Annotated in this window: 22 protein-coding genes; 10 read left to right on the plus strand and 12 right to left on the minus strand. The window is 61.8% G+C overall.

Annotated elements, in window-relative coordinates; genetic code table 11:
• Positions 1–50: 50 nt before the first annotated feature.
• Positions 51–809 carry a metallophosphoesterase family protein gene (locus tag B5526_RS26010; protein WP_079542690.1) on the minus strand — a complete coding sequence of 253 codons (759 nt, stop codon included), beginning with the start codon at positions 807–809 and terminating at the stop codon, positions 51–53.
• Positions 806–1552 carry a dienelactone hydrolase family protein gene (locus tag B5526_RS26015; RefSeq protein ID WP_079545376.1) on the minus strand — a complete coding sequence of 249 codons (747 nt, stop codon included), beginning with the start codon at positions 1550–1552 and terminating at the stop codon, positions 806–808. Before B5526_RS26015 ends, B5526_RS26010 begins: the two co-directional genes overlap by 4 nt.
• 223 nt (positions 1553–1775) lie before the next feature.
• Here B5526_RS26015 and B5526_RS26020 point away from each other — a divergent pair, with 223 nt between their 5' ends.
• The 5 genes from B5526_RS26020 (at position 1776) to ychF (ending at position 5579) form a co-directional block, all read left to right on the plus strand.
• Positions 1776–2069 (plus strand): accessory factor UbiK family protein, encoded by a 294-nt coding sequence (locus B5526_RS26020; RefSeq protein WP_079542691.1) that lies wholly within the window; start codon positions 1776–1778, stop codon positions 2067–2069.
• Positions 2070–2084: 15 nt separating this feature from the next.
• On the plus strand, positions 2085–2687 hold the full coding sequence (locus B5526_RS26025) for a YdeI/OmpD-associated family protein (protein WP_079542692.1): 603 nt from the start codon (positions 2085–2087) through the stop codon (positions 2685–2687).
• 217 nt (positions 2688–2904) lie between these two features.
• Positions 2905–3675, plus strand: a complete 771-nt coding sequence (locus tag B5526_RS26030; protein WP_079542693.1) for a 50S ribosomal protein L25/general stress protein Ctc — start codon at positions 2905–2907, stop codon at positions 3673–3675.
• 21 nt (positions 3676–3696) lie between these two features.
• Positions 3697–4302, plus strand: a complete 606-nt coding sequence (gene pth, locus B5526_RS26035; RefSeq protein ID WP_079542694.1) for an aminoacyl-tRNA hydrolase — start codon at positions 3697–3699, stop codon at positions 4300–4302.
• Positions 4303–4481: 179 nt separating this feature from the next.
• Positions 4482–5579 carry a redox-regulated ATPase YchF gene (gene ychF / locus B5526_RS26040; RefSeq protein WP_079542695.1) on the plus strand — a complete coding sequence of 366 codons (1098 nt, stop codon included), beginning with the start codon at positions 4482–4484 and terminating at the stop codon, positions 5577–5579.
• A gap of 152 nt (positions 5580–5731) precedes the next feature.
• Here ychF and B5526_RS26045 read toward each other — a convergent pair whose 3' ends face one another.
• The gene (locus B5526_RS26045) at positions 5732–6025 is read right to left on the minus strand and encodes a DUF4282 domain-containing protein (RefSeq protein ID WP_079542696.1); all 294 of its coding nucleotides are present in this window, start codon (positions 6023–6025) and stop codon (positions 5732–5734) included.
• Between the two features lie 206 nt (positions 6026–6231).
• Here B5526_RS26045 and B5526_RS26050 point away from each other — a divergent pair, with 206 nt between their 5' ends.
• The 3 genes from B5526_RS26050 (at position 6232) to B5526_RS37955 (ending at position 7403) form a co-directional block, all read left to right on the plus strand.
• Positions 6232–6690 carry a MaoC family dehydratase gene (locus B5526_RS26050; protein WP_079542697.1) on the plus strand — a complete coding sequence of 153 codons (459 nt, stop codon included), beginning with the start codon at positions 6232–6234 and terminating at the stop codon, positions 6688–6690.
• Positions 6690–7172 (plus strand): MaoC family dehydratase, encoded by a 483-nt coding sequence (locus B5526_RS26055; RefSeq protein ID WP_079542698.1) that lies wholly within the window; start codon positions 6690–6692, stop codon positions 7170–7172. The genes B5526_RS26050 and B5526_RS26055 overlap by 1 nt, the downstream gene beginning before the upstream one ends.
• Before the next feature lie 72 nt (positions 7173–7244).
• The gene (locus tag B5526_RS37955) at positions 7245–7403 is read left to right on the plus strand and encodes a hypothetical protein (protein WP_154071465.1); all 159 of its coding nucleotides are present in this window, start codon (positions 7245–7247) and stop codon (positions 7401–7403) included.
• Positions 7404–7432: 29 nt separating this feature from the next.
• On the opposite strand, the gene B5526_RS38500 is transcribed toward B5526_RS37955, so the two are convergent.
• From B5526_RS38500 to B5526_RS26085, 7 genes are all read right to left on the minus strand, one after another.
• Positions 7433–7570 carry a hypothetical protein gene (locus tag B5526_RS38500; protein WP_172842109.1) on the minus strand — a complete coding sequence of 46 codons (138 nt, stop codon included), beginning with the start codon at positions 7568–7570 and terminating at the stop codon, positions 7433–7435.
• Between the two features lie 226 nt (positions 7571–7796).
• Positions 7797–8219 (minus strand): hypothetical protein, encoded by a 423-nt coding sequence (locus B5526_RS26060; RefSeq protein ID WP_079542699.1) that lies wholly within the window; start codon positions 8217–8219, stop codon positions 7797–7799.
• Positions 8220–8370: 151 nt separating this feature from the next.
• Complete coding sequence (locus B5526_RS26065) at positions 8371–9279, minus strand: hypothetical protein (protein WP_079542700.1); 909 nt, start codon at positions 9277–9279, stop codon at positions 8371–8373.
• Positions 9280–9504: 225 nt separating this feature from the next.
• On the minus strand, positions 9505–9945 hold the full coding sequence (locus B5526_RS26070; protein WP_079542701.1) for a nuclear transport factor 2 family protein: 441 nt from the start codon (positions 9943–9945) through the stop codon (positions 9505–9507).
• A gap of 193 nt (positions 9946–10138) precedes the next feature.
• A complete protein-coding gene (locus tag B5526_RS26075; RefSeq protein WP_079542702.1) occupies positions 10139–10405 on the minus strand; it encodes a hypothetical protein in 267 nt (88 codons plus the stop codon).
• 86 nt (positions 10406–10491) lie between these two features.
• Positions 10492–10947, minus strand: a complete 456-nt coding sequence (locus tag B5526_RS26080; protein ID WP_079542703.1) for a nuclear transport factor 2 family protein — start codon at positions 10945–10947, stop codon at positions 10492–10494.
• 48 nt (positions 10948–10995) lie between these two features.
• Positions 10996–11445 carry a nuclear transport factor 2 family protein gene (locus tag B5526_RS26085; protein ID WP_079545378.1) on the minus strand — a complete coding sequence of 150 codons (450 nt, stop codon included), beginning with the start codon at positions 11443–11445 and terminating at the stop codon, positions 10996–10998.
• Positions 11446–11727: 282 nt separating this feature from the next.
• On the opposite strand from B5526_RS26085, the gene B5526_RS26090 reads away from it, so the two are divergent.
• The gene (locus B5526_RS26090) at positions 11728–12378 is read left to right on the plus strand and encodes a cysteine hydrolase family protein (RefSeq protein ID WP_079542704.1); all 651 of its coding nucleotides are present in this window, start codon (positions 11728–11730) and stop codon (positions 12376–12378) included.
• Positions 12379–12513: 135 nt separating this feature from the next.
• Here the strand turns inward: B5526_RS26090 and B5526_RS38505 are convergent, their stop codons facing one another.
• A complete protein-coding gene (locus B5526_RS38505; protein ID WP_172842110.1) occupies positions 12514–12657 on the minus strand; it encodes a hypothetical protein in 144 nt (47 codons plus the stop codon).
• 324 nt (positions 12658–12981) lie between these two features.
• Here B5526_RS38505 and B5526_RS26095 point away from each other — a divergent pair, with 324 nt between their 5' ends.
• Positions 12982–13239, plus strand: a complete 258-nt coding sequence (locus B5526_RS26095) for a hypothetical protein (protein ID WP_079542705.1) — start codon at positions 12982–12984, stop codon at positions 13237–13239.
• 1141 nt (positions 13240–14380) lie between these two features.
• Here B5526_RS26095 and B5526_RS26105 read toward each other — a convergent pair.
• Positions 14381–15148, minus strand: coding sequence for a DpnI domain-containing protein (locus B5526_RS26105; RefSeq protein WP_079542706.1), 768 nt, complete (start codon positions 15146–15148; stop codon positions 14381–14383).
• Positions 15149–15177: the final 29 nt, after the last annotated feature.

The raw sequence follows: 15177 nt of genomic DNA on the forward strand, positions 1-15177 counted from the left end.
AGGTGCGGACCACGTTCCGGCAATTCTAATGTTGCTCGAAGCGATTTTGGCTATTGAGCAAGCGGTATGCATTTGGCTTCTACCTCTAGGCGTGAGTCTATTTCTATTGTCGCGTAATTGCCCACATCGGGTCTCGGACGGTCCAATGCGGCAACATCTATGTATCTTGTACCCTTGAACGTATGGTCTGAGTATTTATGAATATGACCGAAAATGTGCAAAAGCGTTCCAGGTAGTTCCTGGCTCAACCGACTCAGGCGTTCATGCGTTATGATTATACATTTTTGGGGATCAGTCCCCGCTTCTCTCATAGCGTTGCTGACGCCTTGCCGGTTTAATCTGAGGGCCTCACTCTTCGCCAGTTGACGCTGTGCGATATATTTTTGGTAGGCTTTAGTCCGCCGAGTTTTGCTAATGGATGGGATATCATTCTTTAGCGCCGCGATAACATCTGCGTTATCAGCTTCGATTTGTCGATGAAGCTTTCCGTAGATCGGATTCATCCCCCAGTTTGTGGGGCATCCACTGAAGCCCGTGAAGCTGAGCTTACCTATTTGGACCATATTCGAATGAATGAGATGGCAGTTGCGTCCAAAAGACGATTTGTACGTTAGTTCATGGTCCCAATTTCCATAAACATACAGGATTGGGCATTTGAACGTGGAAAGAATTTTGAAAAAGTCTGGGGCACTGTTGCTGCCTATGTCGCCAGCAACAACGATTGCGTCGAAGGAGTTTTCTTCTTGCGCTCGCAGCTTCCTGACGGCCATCAAATTGTGATGAACGTCTGAAAAAGCTAGCAACCTCATTCGTGTCTCGACAGATTGCGGCGATAGAGCGCCAACAGCCGTTCCCAGTGCCGCTCGGCGGCGTCGCGGTGGTAAACCGGGCGTTTTGGGAATGCAAAACCGTGATGGGTGCCGGGATAGATCTCGACCTCGGCTTTGGCATCGCCGTCCTTCATTCCCTGCTTTACCTTCTCGATGATCTCCATCGGCGCGTAAACATCGGTTTCCGCGCAGCCGAAATAGAGCTCGGCTTTTGTCTTCTTTCCGGCGAGATGCGGGCTGTCGGGCTGGTCGGTCGCCAGATGCGTTCCATAGATCGAGGCGGCGGCTTTTACCCGCTCCGGAAAATGCGTCGCCGCGTTGATCGCATAGCGCCCGCTCATGCAGTAGCCGACGGCGCCGACAATGTTCGCGCGCGCCGCCGGTTGGCTATCGGCGTAAGCGAGCAGCGCGCGCGTGTCCTCCATCACCAAGGGAATATTGATCGAGTTCATGTATCCGAACATGCGCTTGCGCTCGGGCGCTTCCGGGTCCGGAGGGATAGGCCCGAGTTCCATCACGCCGGAGCGGTAATACAGGTTCGGCAGCATCACGTAATAGCCCGACGTGGCGAGCCGCCGCGCCATGTCGCGCAGTTCCTCGCGGATCGCCGGCGCGTCCATGTAGAAGATGATGACGGGAAAGGGTCCGCCGCGCTCGGGATGGCTGATGAAGGTGGTGGTGTGGCCGTCCTTGGTCGGAATTTCGATCTGCTGGTCGATCATGGCGTTTCTTCTCGCTTGGCTGTTTCCCAGTGTTTTTGCGTTGGCACCGATACGATTGCAAGGAAACCGGAGCATGACAAGGCAACGGGCCTTTTGGTGGCCAAGTCCGGTGGGGCCAAGTCCGGTGGGGCCAAGTCCGGTGAGGCCAAGTCCGGCCTTGAACCGCGCCGCCGGGATCGCCATTGTCTAGCTGCCAGCGCGCAGGGAAGCGGAGAATTTTGAGATGACCCAGACCAGCAATCGGTTCTTCGACGAGATCGGGCGCCTGATGAACGACGCCGCCGGCGCCGCCCAGGGTGTCAAGCGCGAGGTCGACACGGTGGTCCGCAATCAGGCCGAAAAAATCCTGCGCGACCTCGACGTCGTCAAGCGCGAGGAATTCGAGGCGGTCAAGGACATGGCCCGGCTGGCGCGCGAGGAAAACGAGGCGCTGAAGGCGCGGATCGCGGCACTTGAGGCCAAACTCGGCGTCTCGCCGACGGCACCGGATGCTGGCAGCCTGAAGACGGGCGGCTGATCGCCTTCGCTCGAGATGGGAAAAGCCAGCAGCTGTGATCTACCAATCATCGCCTTCCAATCGCGACAGGCATGGGACGCGTGGCTGACCGCACAGCCAGCCCGGTCGAAGGGCCTGTGGCTGAAGCTCGCGAAGAAGTCATCCGGGGTAGCAAGTGTCTCAAGACAGGAGGCGGTCGATACGGCGCTTTGCTATGGCTGGATCGATGGCCAGCTTGACAGTTTCGACGACAAATATTGGCTGATCCGCTTCACCCCGCGTCAGCCCAGGAGCATATGGTCGGAGAAAAACCGCGCCCGGGCGCTTGAGCTGATCGAACTGGGGCGGATGCGGCCGGCGGGATTGAACGAAATCGAACGCGCCAAAAAGGATGGGCGCTGGAGCGCCGCCTACGCGGGGCAAAGCACGGCCCAGGTTCCCGATGATCTCCGCGCCGCCCTGGAGAAAAGAGGTAAGGCAAAGAAATTCTTCGAAACGCTCGACAGCAGGAATCGCTACGCGATCCTGCATCGTATCCACAACGCCAAAAAGACCGAGACGCGGATCGCCCGTATCGAGAAATTCGTCACGATGCTGGCGGAGGGCAAGACCATCTACCCGTTGAAATCCAGCCTTTGAGGGAGCCTCGGCCGGGGGCGAGCCCGGCCGTGACGAAATTTGAGGGCCGTAGCCCCCAAATCCCCTCAGAAAAATCCCCGCATTTCCTTGTCATTTCCGCACTTTGCGGCTAGAACGCCGCCACGTCCGCAGCCCCCGCACCCCTGGAGGCTTGCTGTGGAGTGGAAACGGGCCGCGATGCGGCCCATAACTTTTTAGAAAACAAGGACTTAAGCGAATGGCGACCGTCAAGGAATTGAAGGCGACCGCACGTCCGAAGAGCGGCAAGGGGGCCGCCCGGGCAGAGCGTCGCGCCGGGAGAGTGCCCGGAGTGATCTATGGTAACAACCAGCCCCCCACGACCATTTCGGTCGACGATGCCGAGTTGCGCCAGCGCATCCTGGCCGGCCGGTTCCTGACCACGATTTACGACATCGATCTGGAGGGCAAGAAGCACCGCGTGATTCCGCGCGACTTCCATCTCGATCCGGTGCGCGATTTTCCGATCCATGTGGATTTCATGCGGCTCGGCGAAGGCGCCACCATCCGGGTCAGCGTTCCCCTGCACATCATGAATGCGGAAACTGCGCCGGGCGTGAAGCGCGGCGGCACCGTCAACATCGTCACCCACACCATCGATCTGGAGTGCTCGGTCGACAACATTCCGCAATATGTCGACGCCGACGTCAGCGGTCTGGAAATCAGCTACTCGCTGCATCTGTCCGACATCAAGCTGCCGCCGGGCGTGAAGGCGCTGTTGCGTGAAGACGTGACGCTGGTGACCATCGTGCCGCCGTCCGGCTACGCCGAAGAAATGAAGGCCGCTGCGGCTGCCGCCGCGGCCGGTCCGGCCGCAGCTGCGGTGCCCGGTGCGGCGGCTCCGGCGGCCGGCGCCGCTGGCGCTGCACCGGCCGCGCCCGCGGCAGGGGCTGCGGCTCCCGCGGCCGGTGCGAAGGCTCCGGCGGCTGGCGCCAAGGCGCCCGCCGGCGGTGGCGACAAGAAGAAGTAATCGAGCGCGGGATGCCGCGTCATGCGACTTTTCGTTGGCCTCGGCAATCCCGGCGCGAAATACGCCAATAACCGGCACAATATCGGCTTCATGGCCGTCGATGAGATCGCGCGGCGTCATGGTTTTGCACCCTGGCGCCGCCGCTTTCAGGGCGCGACCGCGGAAGGCGCGCTCGATCATGAGCGGGTGGTATTGCTGCGCCCGGCGACCTTCATGAATGATTCCGGGCGTGCGGTGCAGGAGGCCGCGAACTTCTTCAAGCTCGCGGCCGGCGAGATCACCGTGTTTCAGGATGAACTTGAACTGCCGGCTGCCAAGGTGCGGGTCAAAGTCGGCGGCGGCATTGCCGGCCATAACGGGCTTCGTTCGGTGTCGTCGCATATCGGCAACGATTATCGCCGGGTGCGGATCGGGATCGGCCATCCCGGCATCAAGGAACTGGTGCACGGCCACGTGCTGTCCGACTTCGCCAAGGATGATCGCGCCTGGGTCGAAGCGTTGCTCGAAGCGATCGCCGATAACGCCGGACTGCTCGCCACGGGTCGCGACTCGACGTTTGCGAACAAGGTGCATCTGGCGATGCAGGCCAAGGGATTTTTCGACAAGGACGACGGCAGCGCGCCTTAACGCGCCGGTTACGACGAACGTCTCGTTTTCGTCATGCCCGGCCTTGTGCCGGGCATCCACGTCTTCCTTGCGGCTGGAAGAAACAAGACGTGGATGGGCGGGACACAGGCGAGCGGAAGCGACGCCGTCCTTCGGACGGCTATGCCCGGCCATGACGAAGATAGAATGTTGAGGATAAGATGGGATTCAAATGCGGTATCGTCGGATTGCCCAATGTCGGCAAGTCGACGCTGTTCAATGCGCTGACGGAGACGGCGGCTGCGCAAGCGGCGAACTATCCGTTCTGCACCATCGAGCCGAATGTCGGTGAGGTCGCGGTGCCCGACCCCAGGCTCGACAAGCTCGCGGCGATCGCCAAATCCGCGCAGATCATCCCGACCCGCCTGACCTTTGTCGATATCGCAGGTCTTGTGCGCGGCGCCTCGAAGGGCGAGGGCCTCGGCAACCAGTTTCTCGCCACTATCCGCGAGGTCGATGCGGTCGCACATGTGGTGAGGTGTTTTGAGGATTCCGACATCACCCATGTCGAAGGCAAGATCGCGCCGCTGGCCGACATCGAAACTATCGAGACCGAGCTGATGCTCGCCGATCTCGACAGCCTCGAGAAGCGCATCGACAATTTGACCAAGAAGGCAAAGGGCAACGACAAGGAGGCAAAAGAACAGCTCGACCTCGTCAACCGCGCGCTGGTGCTGCTGCGCGAGGGCAAGCCGGCGCGGTTCTTGGAACGCAAGCCGGAGGAAGAGCGCGCCTTCGGCATGCTCGGGCTGTTGACCTCAAAGCCCGTGCTGTACGTCTGCAATGTCGAGGAAGCTTCCGCCGCCAAGGGCAACAAATTTTCCGAGGCCGTTGCAGTTCGCGCCAAGGAGGAGGGCGCGGTGGCGGTGACCATCTCGGCCAAGATCGAATCGGAGATTGCAACCCTGTCGCGCGAGGAGCGCACCGAGTTTCTCGACACGCTGGGGCTGGAGGAAGCCGGGCTCGACCGGCTGATCCGCGCCGGCTATCAACTCCTCGACCTCATCACCTATTTCACCGTTGGGCCGAAAGAGGCGCGGGCCTGGACCATTCACCGCGGTACCAAGGCGCCCGCCGCCGCCGGGGTCATCCATACCGATTTCGAAAAAGGTTTTATTCGCGCCGAGACCATTGCGTATGCCGACTACGTTGCCCTCGGCGGCGAAGCGGGCGCCCGCGACGCCGGCAGGTTGCGGCTGGAAGGCAAGGAATATGTGGTCGCCGACGGCGACGTCATGCATTTCCGGTTCAATAATTGACCGTTATCGGCCCCGCCGCCAACCACCGTAATTGCAAGGAGCGCAGCGACGAAGCAATCCAGCTTTCGTCCCTTACGATGGATTGCTTCGCGGAGCCTGTCACCGGGCGACGCTTTGCGCCGACCCGTTGGCTCGCAATGACGGGGAGGCCCCTAATGGCCCGAGCCCTGGTCGCGGATCGCGCCGAGGTGCTCGTTGATGCGAAACACGATCAGGATCAATTCCGCGGCGATGCGCGAGAAGATGACCCCGACCACTACGCTGGCGATCGAGGACAACAGCAGGATGAATCCACCGAACGGGCTGATCGCCATCGCGGCCAATCCCGAAAAGATGCCGGAGATGCCGAACAGGCAGATCAGCGCGATCACCAGCCAGTAAAAGGTCTTGATGATGGTCGGCGTGATAAAGCGGTCCCACTGAAACAGATCCCGAAATTCAAACATCTCGTATTCTCCCCCGGCAAAGTCGAAACTCGGTTACGGCTTTCGCATGGCACTGGGCCTAGCTCCGAATGCTGTCCCCCGCAAGATCGGGGACCGCCAGCGACAAGGGCGGTGCTCGCCCCTGGAGCACGAGCCATGCGAGCGGGTGGGTTGAGATTGCCGCAAAGTACGGCCACAATCGGGCTTGCCTCGCACCAATCCCCATCATGATGCTGACCTTTGAAGATTTCCCGCCCGGCCATTTCGGCACATTCGGACCGCGCCATGTCACGCGCGAAGAGATACTCGGCTTTGCCGCAGAGTTCGATCCGCAGCCGATGCATCTCGATGAGGAGTTAGCCTCGCGCTCGATGCTCAAGGGCCTCTCGGGTTCGGGCTGGCATCTGTGCTCGATCATGATGCGGATGATGGTCGACGGCTTTGTCGGCCGCAGCGCCTCGCTGGGCTCGCCCGGTGTCAACGAAGTGCGCTGGCTGGCGCCGCTTCGTCCTGGCGACGATCTCACGCTCGATGTCGAGGTCACGGAGGCGAGGGTCTCGCGCAGCCGGCCCGGGACCGGCATCGTGATGTTCAAGAGCGTGGTCAGCAACGCGGCAGGGCAGGCGCTGTGCGAAATGGTCTCGCCGATCATCATGGCGCGGCGCAAAGCGGAGCAGGCGGGCTGATGTGGTTCTTCGAGGACATCAAGGTTGGGCAGCGGCGCGAAGTGGGATCGTTCACCTTCACCGCCGACGCAATCAAGAAATTCGCGGCGCAATTCGACCCGCAGCGCTTCCATCTCGACGAGGAGGAAGGCAGAAAATCGCTGTTCGGCGGGCTTGCCGCATCCGGCTGGCATGTCGGGTCGGTCTGCATGAAGCTGTTGGTCGCCGACGGCCAGCGCCTGTCGGCGGAGGCCGCGGCGCGCGGCGAGAAGCTTGGGATCTGGGGACCGTCGCCCGGGTTTCGCGAACTGCGCTGGATCAAGCCGGTGCTCGCCGGCGACACCATCAGCTTTGCCAGCGAGGTCGAGCAGTTGCGCATCTCGGAACAGCGTCCCGAGTGGGGCATCCTGCAAGTCCGCAACACCGGCACCAACCAGCGCGGCGAATTGGCGTTCTCGGTGCTGGCGACGGCGTTCGTGCCACTGCGGAACAGCAATCCCTAGCGCGAGTGGAACCATCTCCGACGCTAACGCATTTTGAACCTTGTGCCTGCCATATTGCACGGAGGGGACAGAATGCCGGGGATGACCATGGCGGACCGCAACGGCCTGAAATTTGTCGGCTTTATCTTCGCAGCCGTGACCATCGTAGTAATGATCACCACCGCCATGGTGGTGATGGGCTATGCCGACGGCGCCTATTCGCTTGAGGCGGTGGCCCTCGCCAGCCGATAAGTCAGGTTTCGCTAACCATAGCGGGAAAATCAGCGGCTCCAGGCCAGCGCCAGCGCTGCGATCGCAAGTACCAATAGACCGATAAAGCGGAGCATGATGGTGCCCATCCGGGGCGGCGCGGTCCGCAACGGTATAGGATCGGTATTGTCAGGCCGTATGCTCTTCATAAAGACGTGTCCCCGCCGAGGTGATGGATGCCTGTCCTTGGTCGCGGCGAAGGCCCGGTAAGTTCAAATCGATTGCACCCATGCTCGGCACTGGCGTCCATCATGGTCATGCCCCGCGAAAGCGGGGCATCCAGTACGCCGTGCGGCTCGTTAACGAATCGCGACGGCGGAGTCTACTGGATCACCCGCTTGCGCGGGTGATGACGTTCAGTAGCTGGGAGCGAGCTCAGCTGTTGCGCAGGCCGTCGGCGGTGCGTTTCCACTGCGTGACGTTGTCGGCGATCATGCGGGTGGACTTCATCGCGGCCTGGCTGAGCTGGGCGTAACCGGAAATCTCGCGCTGCACGCGCTGGCCTTCGGCGTGCAGCAGGTCGCGCAAGCTTTCCAGCTCCGAAATCAGGTTTTCGATTTCCGCAAGCGAGGTCCCGGCGACGCGCTGAATCAGCGAATTGACGTTGTTGACGGTGGCCTCCGCGCTCTGCTCCACCGCCGTCTCGGCGCTAGCCGCCACGCCGGACGCCGCCGGACGGCGCAGATAGGCGACGTCGTTGCGGACGAAGTCGCGGATGCCGTCCTCGACCTCGGCGACCGCGGCGAAGTTCGGATCCTCTTCAGCTGATTCAATCTTTTCAGAACGAATGGCATTCATCGGCTATTCCCCTGTTTCGCGAGTGATGCGAGCGCGGATGTCCCCCGCACGACGAAAGTTAAGCAGCCCCATCAGGGCTGCCGATTTTGACCGCATCGCGGCCAATATGCGGCAATGCGCGATCTTTCCTTCGGAATTGGCGGGAAACCGCTTACCAGCTGCGCTTGAATCCGGCGGTGAGGCTCTTGTTGGTGACGCCTTGCGGTGTCTCGCCGACGGTCGCCGAGACGCTGACGCCGTCGAACAATTTCTGCTCGGCGCCGACCTTGCGCAGCCATTTGTCGTCGGTGGTCGACAGCGTCTGGCCGGCAATGAAACTGGTGCCGCTGTCGCCGATGCTCAGTTTCGCCGATTGTTCGGTCTGATAATTCCGCACCGGGTGGGCGGCGGCGATGCCGGGCACCGGCACGATGCCCTGCTGGGTGACGTTGTAGCCGTTCTGCAAGGTGAGCGAATATTGCTCGCCGAGCGGCAACGACTTGCTCAAGGAGGTGCCGAGCTTGCTCTGCTCCTGTCCGGGGTCGACGCGGGCTTCGACCGCGGTCTTGTCCCAGATCGAGCCGACGCCGGGGGCGGTGACCGCAGCCCAGGCCGAGCCGCCGGATTGCGGGTCGTTGCCGCCATTGCTGGCTTTTTCGGCCAAAAGCTCCGACATCGTTGACGGCTGTCGCGCTACCGTCATGTCGGCGCCGATCCGTGTGTCCCAGAACGTCGATACTGGCTGCTTCACCGATACCCCGGCCGCGCCATTCGGCTTGTTGTTGGACGACCACGACATTTCGCTGTTGCCACCGGCTTTCGGCGCAGTCCGCGCCTTCGACGCCGGACTGGCGGAAAGCGTCGACGCATCGACATTGAGCTGGCTCCAGTCGAGCTCCAGATCGTTGATGTCGGCGTCCTTGATGTCAGCGTCCTTGGCGTCGGGATCGGCGGCTTCCGCCGCCGGCATATCCGGATTTTTATCGGCCGGCACCGTCTGCGCGTGCGCCGGCAGTACCAAGCAAAGACCGGCAGCCAGCGTCAGCAGCGCCGCCCGCCCGTATCGCGTCCTGGAAATCATGACCCCGCCCGCATTCCTGATAAGCAACTTTGCGTGCACATCGGCGCAAAATTGTGGCGGGGTTTTGTAACTCGTCATGGCCGGGCATAGCCGTCCGAAGGACGGCGTCGCTTCTGCTCGCCTATGTCCCGGCCATCCACGTCTTACTTTTCATTGGCAGCCAAGACGTGGATGCCCGGCACAAGGCCGGGCATGACGAGCTTGACTATGAGACGCCTGAAAAAATCAGACGGCCGAGGCGATCTTCGGCAGATGGATCGGGCGCCCGAGCGCCTGCTCCACCAGGTCGAAGGTGTCGACCAAGACCTTCATGCTGAGCAGCCGGCCGGCCTTGAACTGCGCGAAATGGGCGAGCCGCAGGCTGATCGGCTTGCTCGAATCCAGCATGGTCAGCGAATAGCGCAGCATCGAAGACGCGGAGTCCACGCCCAGCAAGATGGTCTCGCGGTCGAAGCGGCGGACGCGGATGTTGTCGGCGATCTGCCGGATCACCTCGAGCACGGCTTCCTTGCCGCGGCGCGCGCCGAGAAAGGGAAACATGTCGATCGGGCCGTAGATCGCCCAATCGACATCGTCGTCGATCAAGGCTTCGATGTCGTCGAAGTGGCGCTCGTTGATCGCGCGATGCAACGCGCGCGAGAAACGCCAGAGGCTGTGCTCTGTCATGCTGTTTCCGTTCCTGATCTGGCTTTGCGAATCAGCAAACGGCCCCCACCGGCGTCATCATCGACGCCCGGCCTGGATGCTGCACTTTCAATATGAGGCTTCACATAGCGCGGTTCGGTGGAAAAGCAACGCGCAATTTTGCATCGCACAATTGCGGATCGGTTCAGCCGATTCAACGATTGGCTGTGCCGATTTAGCGGTCGCGCCGGCGCGCGGGCTCGCGCTCGATGGCGATCTCGGCATCGCGGATCGCGATCACCCCGAACAAGAGCGCGCCGCCGAGCCCGCCGATCGCAGCCCCGAGCGGCATGAAGGTGAAGAACACCAGCATTCCGCTATAGCCTTCAAAGCTCGTGGTATTGAAGATCTCGACCCAGGCGAGCCCGGCGCCGATGCCGAGCGCGGCGCCGCCGAGCGCGCCCAATAGCAGACCAAGCAGCACGAGCAACGCAATTTTCATGGATGTATCTTCGCCCTCAGCGGTCCCAAAGCCCCGTGATTGGTCGCAAGCGGGGACGGGATGGTTCAACGTGGAGACGAAATAAATCACCGCGCCAGGGCGTCGCGCACGCGGACGGCGAAGCTATCGGTCAGGTCCTGGCCCAACAGCTGCTGGACCAGATCGAACGAATCGAAGAACGAGCGGTGGTTGAGGATGCGCCCGCCGCGGAAGGTGAAGAACTCCGCGACGTTGAGCTGCAGCACGCGGTTGTCGTTGCCCTTGCGCAAGGTGATCTGCTGGATGGTTGCGACCTTGTCGCCGTCGATGGCCAGGAACCTGATGTCGTACTTGCGGCTTGAATAGCGCCTCTGCTGGGTCCGGATCATTTCCTTGATCCAGTCCTTGCCGCGCTTGTGGCCGAGGTGCGGGAACAGTTCGATCGGCGCATAGGTGATGCTGTCGAAATCGTCGTCGCAGCAGGCCATGGCGGTGTCGGCGTCGCCGGAATAATACGCATCGAGAAACTTCAGCACGCGCTGCCGGTGAAGCTCCCTGACCATTGCTTTACCCCGCCGGTATCGGGCCGCGATCGCATTGTCTGACGCCGACTAGACCCTGTCGGACTTGCCGGCGGTCAGATCCGCCACGACGTCGCGTTCGAGCACCTGCTGAACCAGATCGAAAGTATCCAGCACCTCGCGGATCTGCGCGATGCGGCCGTCGCGAAGGGTGTAAAAGGCCGCGAAGTCGAATTGCACGATCCGGTCGTTGCTGCTCTTGCGGAAATACACGCGGATGATCGCCGCGACCTTGTCATCCTCGGCGACGATGATCGGCACCTCGTAGCGCATGCTGGAATAGCGTGCGTGGATGGTCTGCCACATCTGCCTGACCTCGGCCTTGCCGTGGTGCTGGCTCATATGCGGCAGGATATCGATCGGCGCGTTGGCGAGGAATTCGATGTCATCGCTGCAGTAGGCAAGCGCGCCCTCTGTATCGCGGGAATAGAACGTGTCGAGAAAATTCAGCACGCGCTGCCGGGGAATATCCGCTGCCATTTTGCCTCCGCCGGTGTTTGGCCCAAGTAGCGCTGCCGGTTCCATTGTGAACCGAAACGCGCCGGGATCAATTGGCAAAAAGGTCGCTCTTGTTTGACGTCCGCAGGCGGCCAGCGGTTCACAACCAGGAGGTGTAGCTTTGGCGCGGCACTCAATCGTGCTGCGCGGTGCGATGACGCCCTGCCTGTGGCGGAATTTCCATTGGCTTCCGCCCCCGCTGCCGGTAAATGCTGCGCTCGCACCGAGGCCGGGCGGGCGGCGCAACAGGACAGGGCAAACCCCATGAAGCAGGCTTTTGGCATCGATGTGCCGCAAACGCTTGGCGACGTCTGCGATCGGTCGCGGCTGGCGCTGGTGGTCTATGACATGCAGGCCGGCATCGTCAGTCAGTTGCAGGGCGCCGACGCCGTGACGGCGCGGGTCGCGCGCGTGCTCGAGGCGTCGCGCTCGGCGGGCCTGCGGGTGTTCTTCACCCGCCATATGTCGCTGCCGAAGGAGTTGATGGGCGCGTTCCAATACCGCATGGCGATGGCGTGGCAGCGGACCGACGATCCCGCCAAGGTCGAGCCGTGGTTCCTGCGGGACTCGCCGGGCTTTGCGATTGTGCCGGAACTTGCGCCGCGGCCGAGCGAGGCGATCTTCGACAAGCTCGCGATGTCGGCGTTTGAGGGCACGCCGCTTTCGTTCGCGCTGCGCGATTGCGGCATCACGGCGGTGGCGCTCGCCGGCATCGCGATGGAAATCGGCATCGAGCCGACCGCGCGCCACGCCGCCGATCTCGGCATCATCCCGGTCGTGATCGAGGACGCCTGCGGCGCCGGCCACGCCGACGCCGCGCAACGCTCCTGCGAGGCGCTGCACTTCGCCGGCGATGCCATCATGACCGACACCGAGGCGTTTTGCGCGGCGGTGGGCGAGATCGGGAGAAGCTAGGGTCTGGGCCGGACCGCGGCCTCGTGGTTCGAGACGCGCGGCGTTGCCGCGCTCCTCACCATGAGGGTCCTAGACCTCATCCTGAGGAGCGGCCACTTGGCCGCGTCTCGAAGGATGTAGCCACCGTAGCCAGCCTCAGCCCTTCTTGCCCATCGAACCCTGCCCGACGGCCACCTTGCCGGACGAGTATGGCGAGGGCGCAGCCCCGCCCTTCTTGATGTTCTTGTCGGCCTTCGGTTTCTTCTTTTCCTTGTTGCTGCGCATCTGACCCTTGGCCATGGCGTGTCTCCATTGCGCCCGGTTGAAAGATTTTGGCGCGCGATGAAGATAGCAAATCGGCGGGCGTTTGTATGCGCGGTGTACGCACCCCAAACTCAGCCGTCGTGCCCCGGCTTGACCGGGGCATCCAGTACGCCGCGGCCTCTCGGATCCATCACTACCGCCTCTGGAATACTGGATCGCCCGGTCATAGGCGAGCGGAAGCGACGCCGTCCTTCGGACGGCTATGCCGGGCGACGACAGTGGTGGGTGCTGCGCGAACCAAGGGAACCGTCGTACCCGCCATCCGTTAACGACACGAACCCTTCCAGGAGATCTCGCGTCATGAAAACCTCAGCCGCCGCTTTCGCCCTCGCCGCTCTCGCGCTGGCGTCAACCTCGCAAGCCGATGCCAAGGGCTGCCTGAAAGGCGCCGCGGTCGGCGGCGTCGCCGGCCACTATGCCGGCCATCACGGCGTGCTCGGCGCAGCCGCCGGCTGCCTCTACGGCCGCCACCGCGCCAAGGAGCAGGAGCGGCAGCCGCAGGGCCAGTCGCCGGCCGCGCAGCAAAACCCGCCGCCGGCCGGACAGGAAAAGATGTGAGGGCCGTCCGTCATTCCGGGGCGCGCGACGCGCGAACCCGGAATCCATGGCGCGCTCCGCAAAACTCGCTTCACGTTTCAAACAGCCGCCTCCGCCCGTCATTGCGAGCGAAGCGACGTGTCCGCCGTAGCTCGAAGAGCGAAGGCGGAAGCAATCCAGCTTTCTCGCCGAGAAAGAGAAAGCTGGATTGCTTCGTCGCTTCGCTCCTCGCAATGACGGCGTACCCAGATACGACTTCGCGATCCCGCGGCGCGATGCGCCCGAGTTGTGCATGAACTTTCCGCCCTTTGAGGGCGTGGGGAATGCCGGGCGCCGATGCACCCGCAGCCGCGCGTGTAGTGTAGTAAACACGCGCGTTAGTCACCACGAGTCCACCGGAACAACCCGGCATTCCCGCACGCAATGGTTTTAACGGCTTACTTCGTGCTCTCCCCGGTGATCGGGCTTTCTTGTCACCGTCGCCTGCGGATTAAAGGTCTTGTCCGCCCGGTCGGGCTCGCAACACCACCGCAGACTTGACGCCGGCGTCGAGGCGTCAGGACCACACGATTTTGCCGTCCGCGAAAGCGCCGTTCGTCTGCGCACCCTCTGATCGCTCACAGGCCTCATCGGCCCGCCCTGAAATCAAACCATGCGCGGGCACTGCCGCGTCCACCGCATCCCATCCCAACGTTCGTGACGATGGCCAACGCCCCTCCTCGGGACGGGATAGCGAATCATATAGCTTGGTTTTCATTTCGGAAAAACAGAAATATTTTTGCAAAAGGGACTGGACAGCCGATTACCAGACAGCGGCACTGATTTGCCCGTCGGGCAATCAGCGTGCGATCCCGGGTAGGAATACCGGCGATCGCTCACCCGTCCGCGCTGAGGAATTCCAGCGCCTTCTCTCGCGATGGGAAGCGCCCAAGCTCGCGATAGTCCGGATCATGCTCAGCCGTCTCCGGCGACCAGAAGACGATGAACTCCTTACCTTCCTCTTCGATTTATCGTTGTCAGTTCTTCACTCTGGTAGGGCGTCATATCCCGCGCCCCACAATGCGGGCATTCGTCGTCGCACATGCAGGACCATTCGTCGGTCCATCGGCGCCGGCAGCGGGCGCATTTGTAGAAATTAAGAAACCAGGCCATGCGGGTCTCCTCAAGATCGCAAGCGATAACTACCACGAGACACGAAATCGATAAATCCGCGGTCACGCAAATATTGCAGCTGCTGACGAATCTTGGGTTTGACGTTCTGGTTGCCCGGGTAGAGATCGCCGAGATGCCGTTCGAAGGCGTAGACCTCGTCGAGGGTGAAGTCGCGCTTGCCGAGTGACTCCACACACTTCATGACGTCGAGCAGCCAGCCGCGCGTCTCCGGCGATTCGCTCCTGAGGAAAAGCGTCTTCTGCCAATCCGCGAGGACCAGTTCTTTCGCGCGAATGACGCCGCCTTGAACGATGTGAATTTTGCCCGACTCGGGAACGCGGTCGAGCAGGATTTTCGAGCCGGTCCATCCGGCGCGGCGTGCGGTTGCCGACAGTGGCTTGCGCGCCTCGATGATCTCGCGGACGAAAAAATGCTTTGGAACGATGAAGAGATTCACGACCGCGCGTGAGCCGAGATCGTAGTTCATGAGCATAAGGTTCGGATTGTTGCTAGCGGCCAGGCGCTCGCATTTGGTGTTGAACTCTCCGTCCAGAACCTTTGCGCCGAATTTGCCCCTCTGGCTCTTCAGCTCGAACTCCTCGCTGCACGACGGACAAAAGAAATCCGCAAGCGGACTGTTGTTGGGGAAGGAAGAAATCTTGGCGCTGCCGCAGTGCGGGCAATAGGCCCACGCGCTGACCCACGCTTCCGTCCACGTGCGGGCTTTTTGCGAGCCGCTGGAGTAGGACGACTGGGGTTCTTCGAAGCCGAGTTTCATCGAGTAAAAATCTGCGTTATATAGAGATA

It is taken from the genome of Bradyrhizobium lablabi, from assembly GCF_900141755.1.
Lineage (GTDB): Bacteria > Pseudomonadota > Alphaproteobacteria > Rhizobiales > Xanthobacteraceae > Bradyrhizobium > Bradyrhizobium lablabi_A.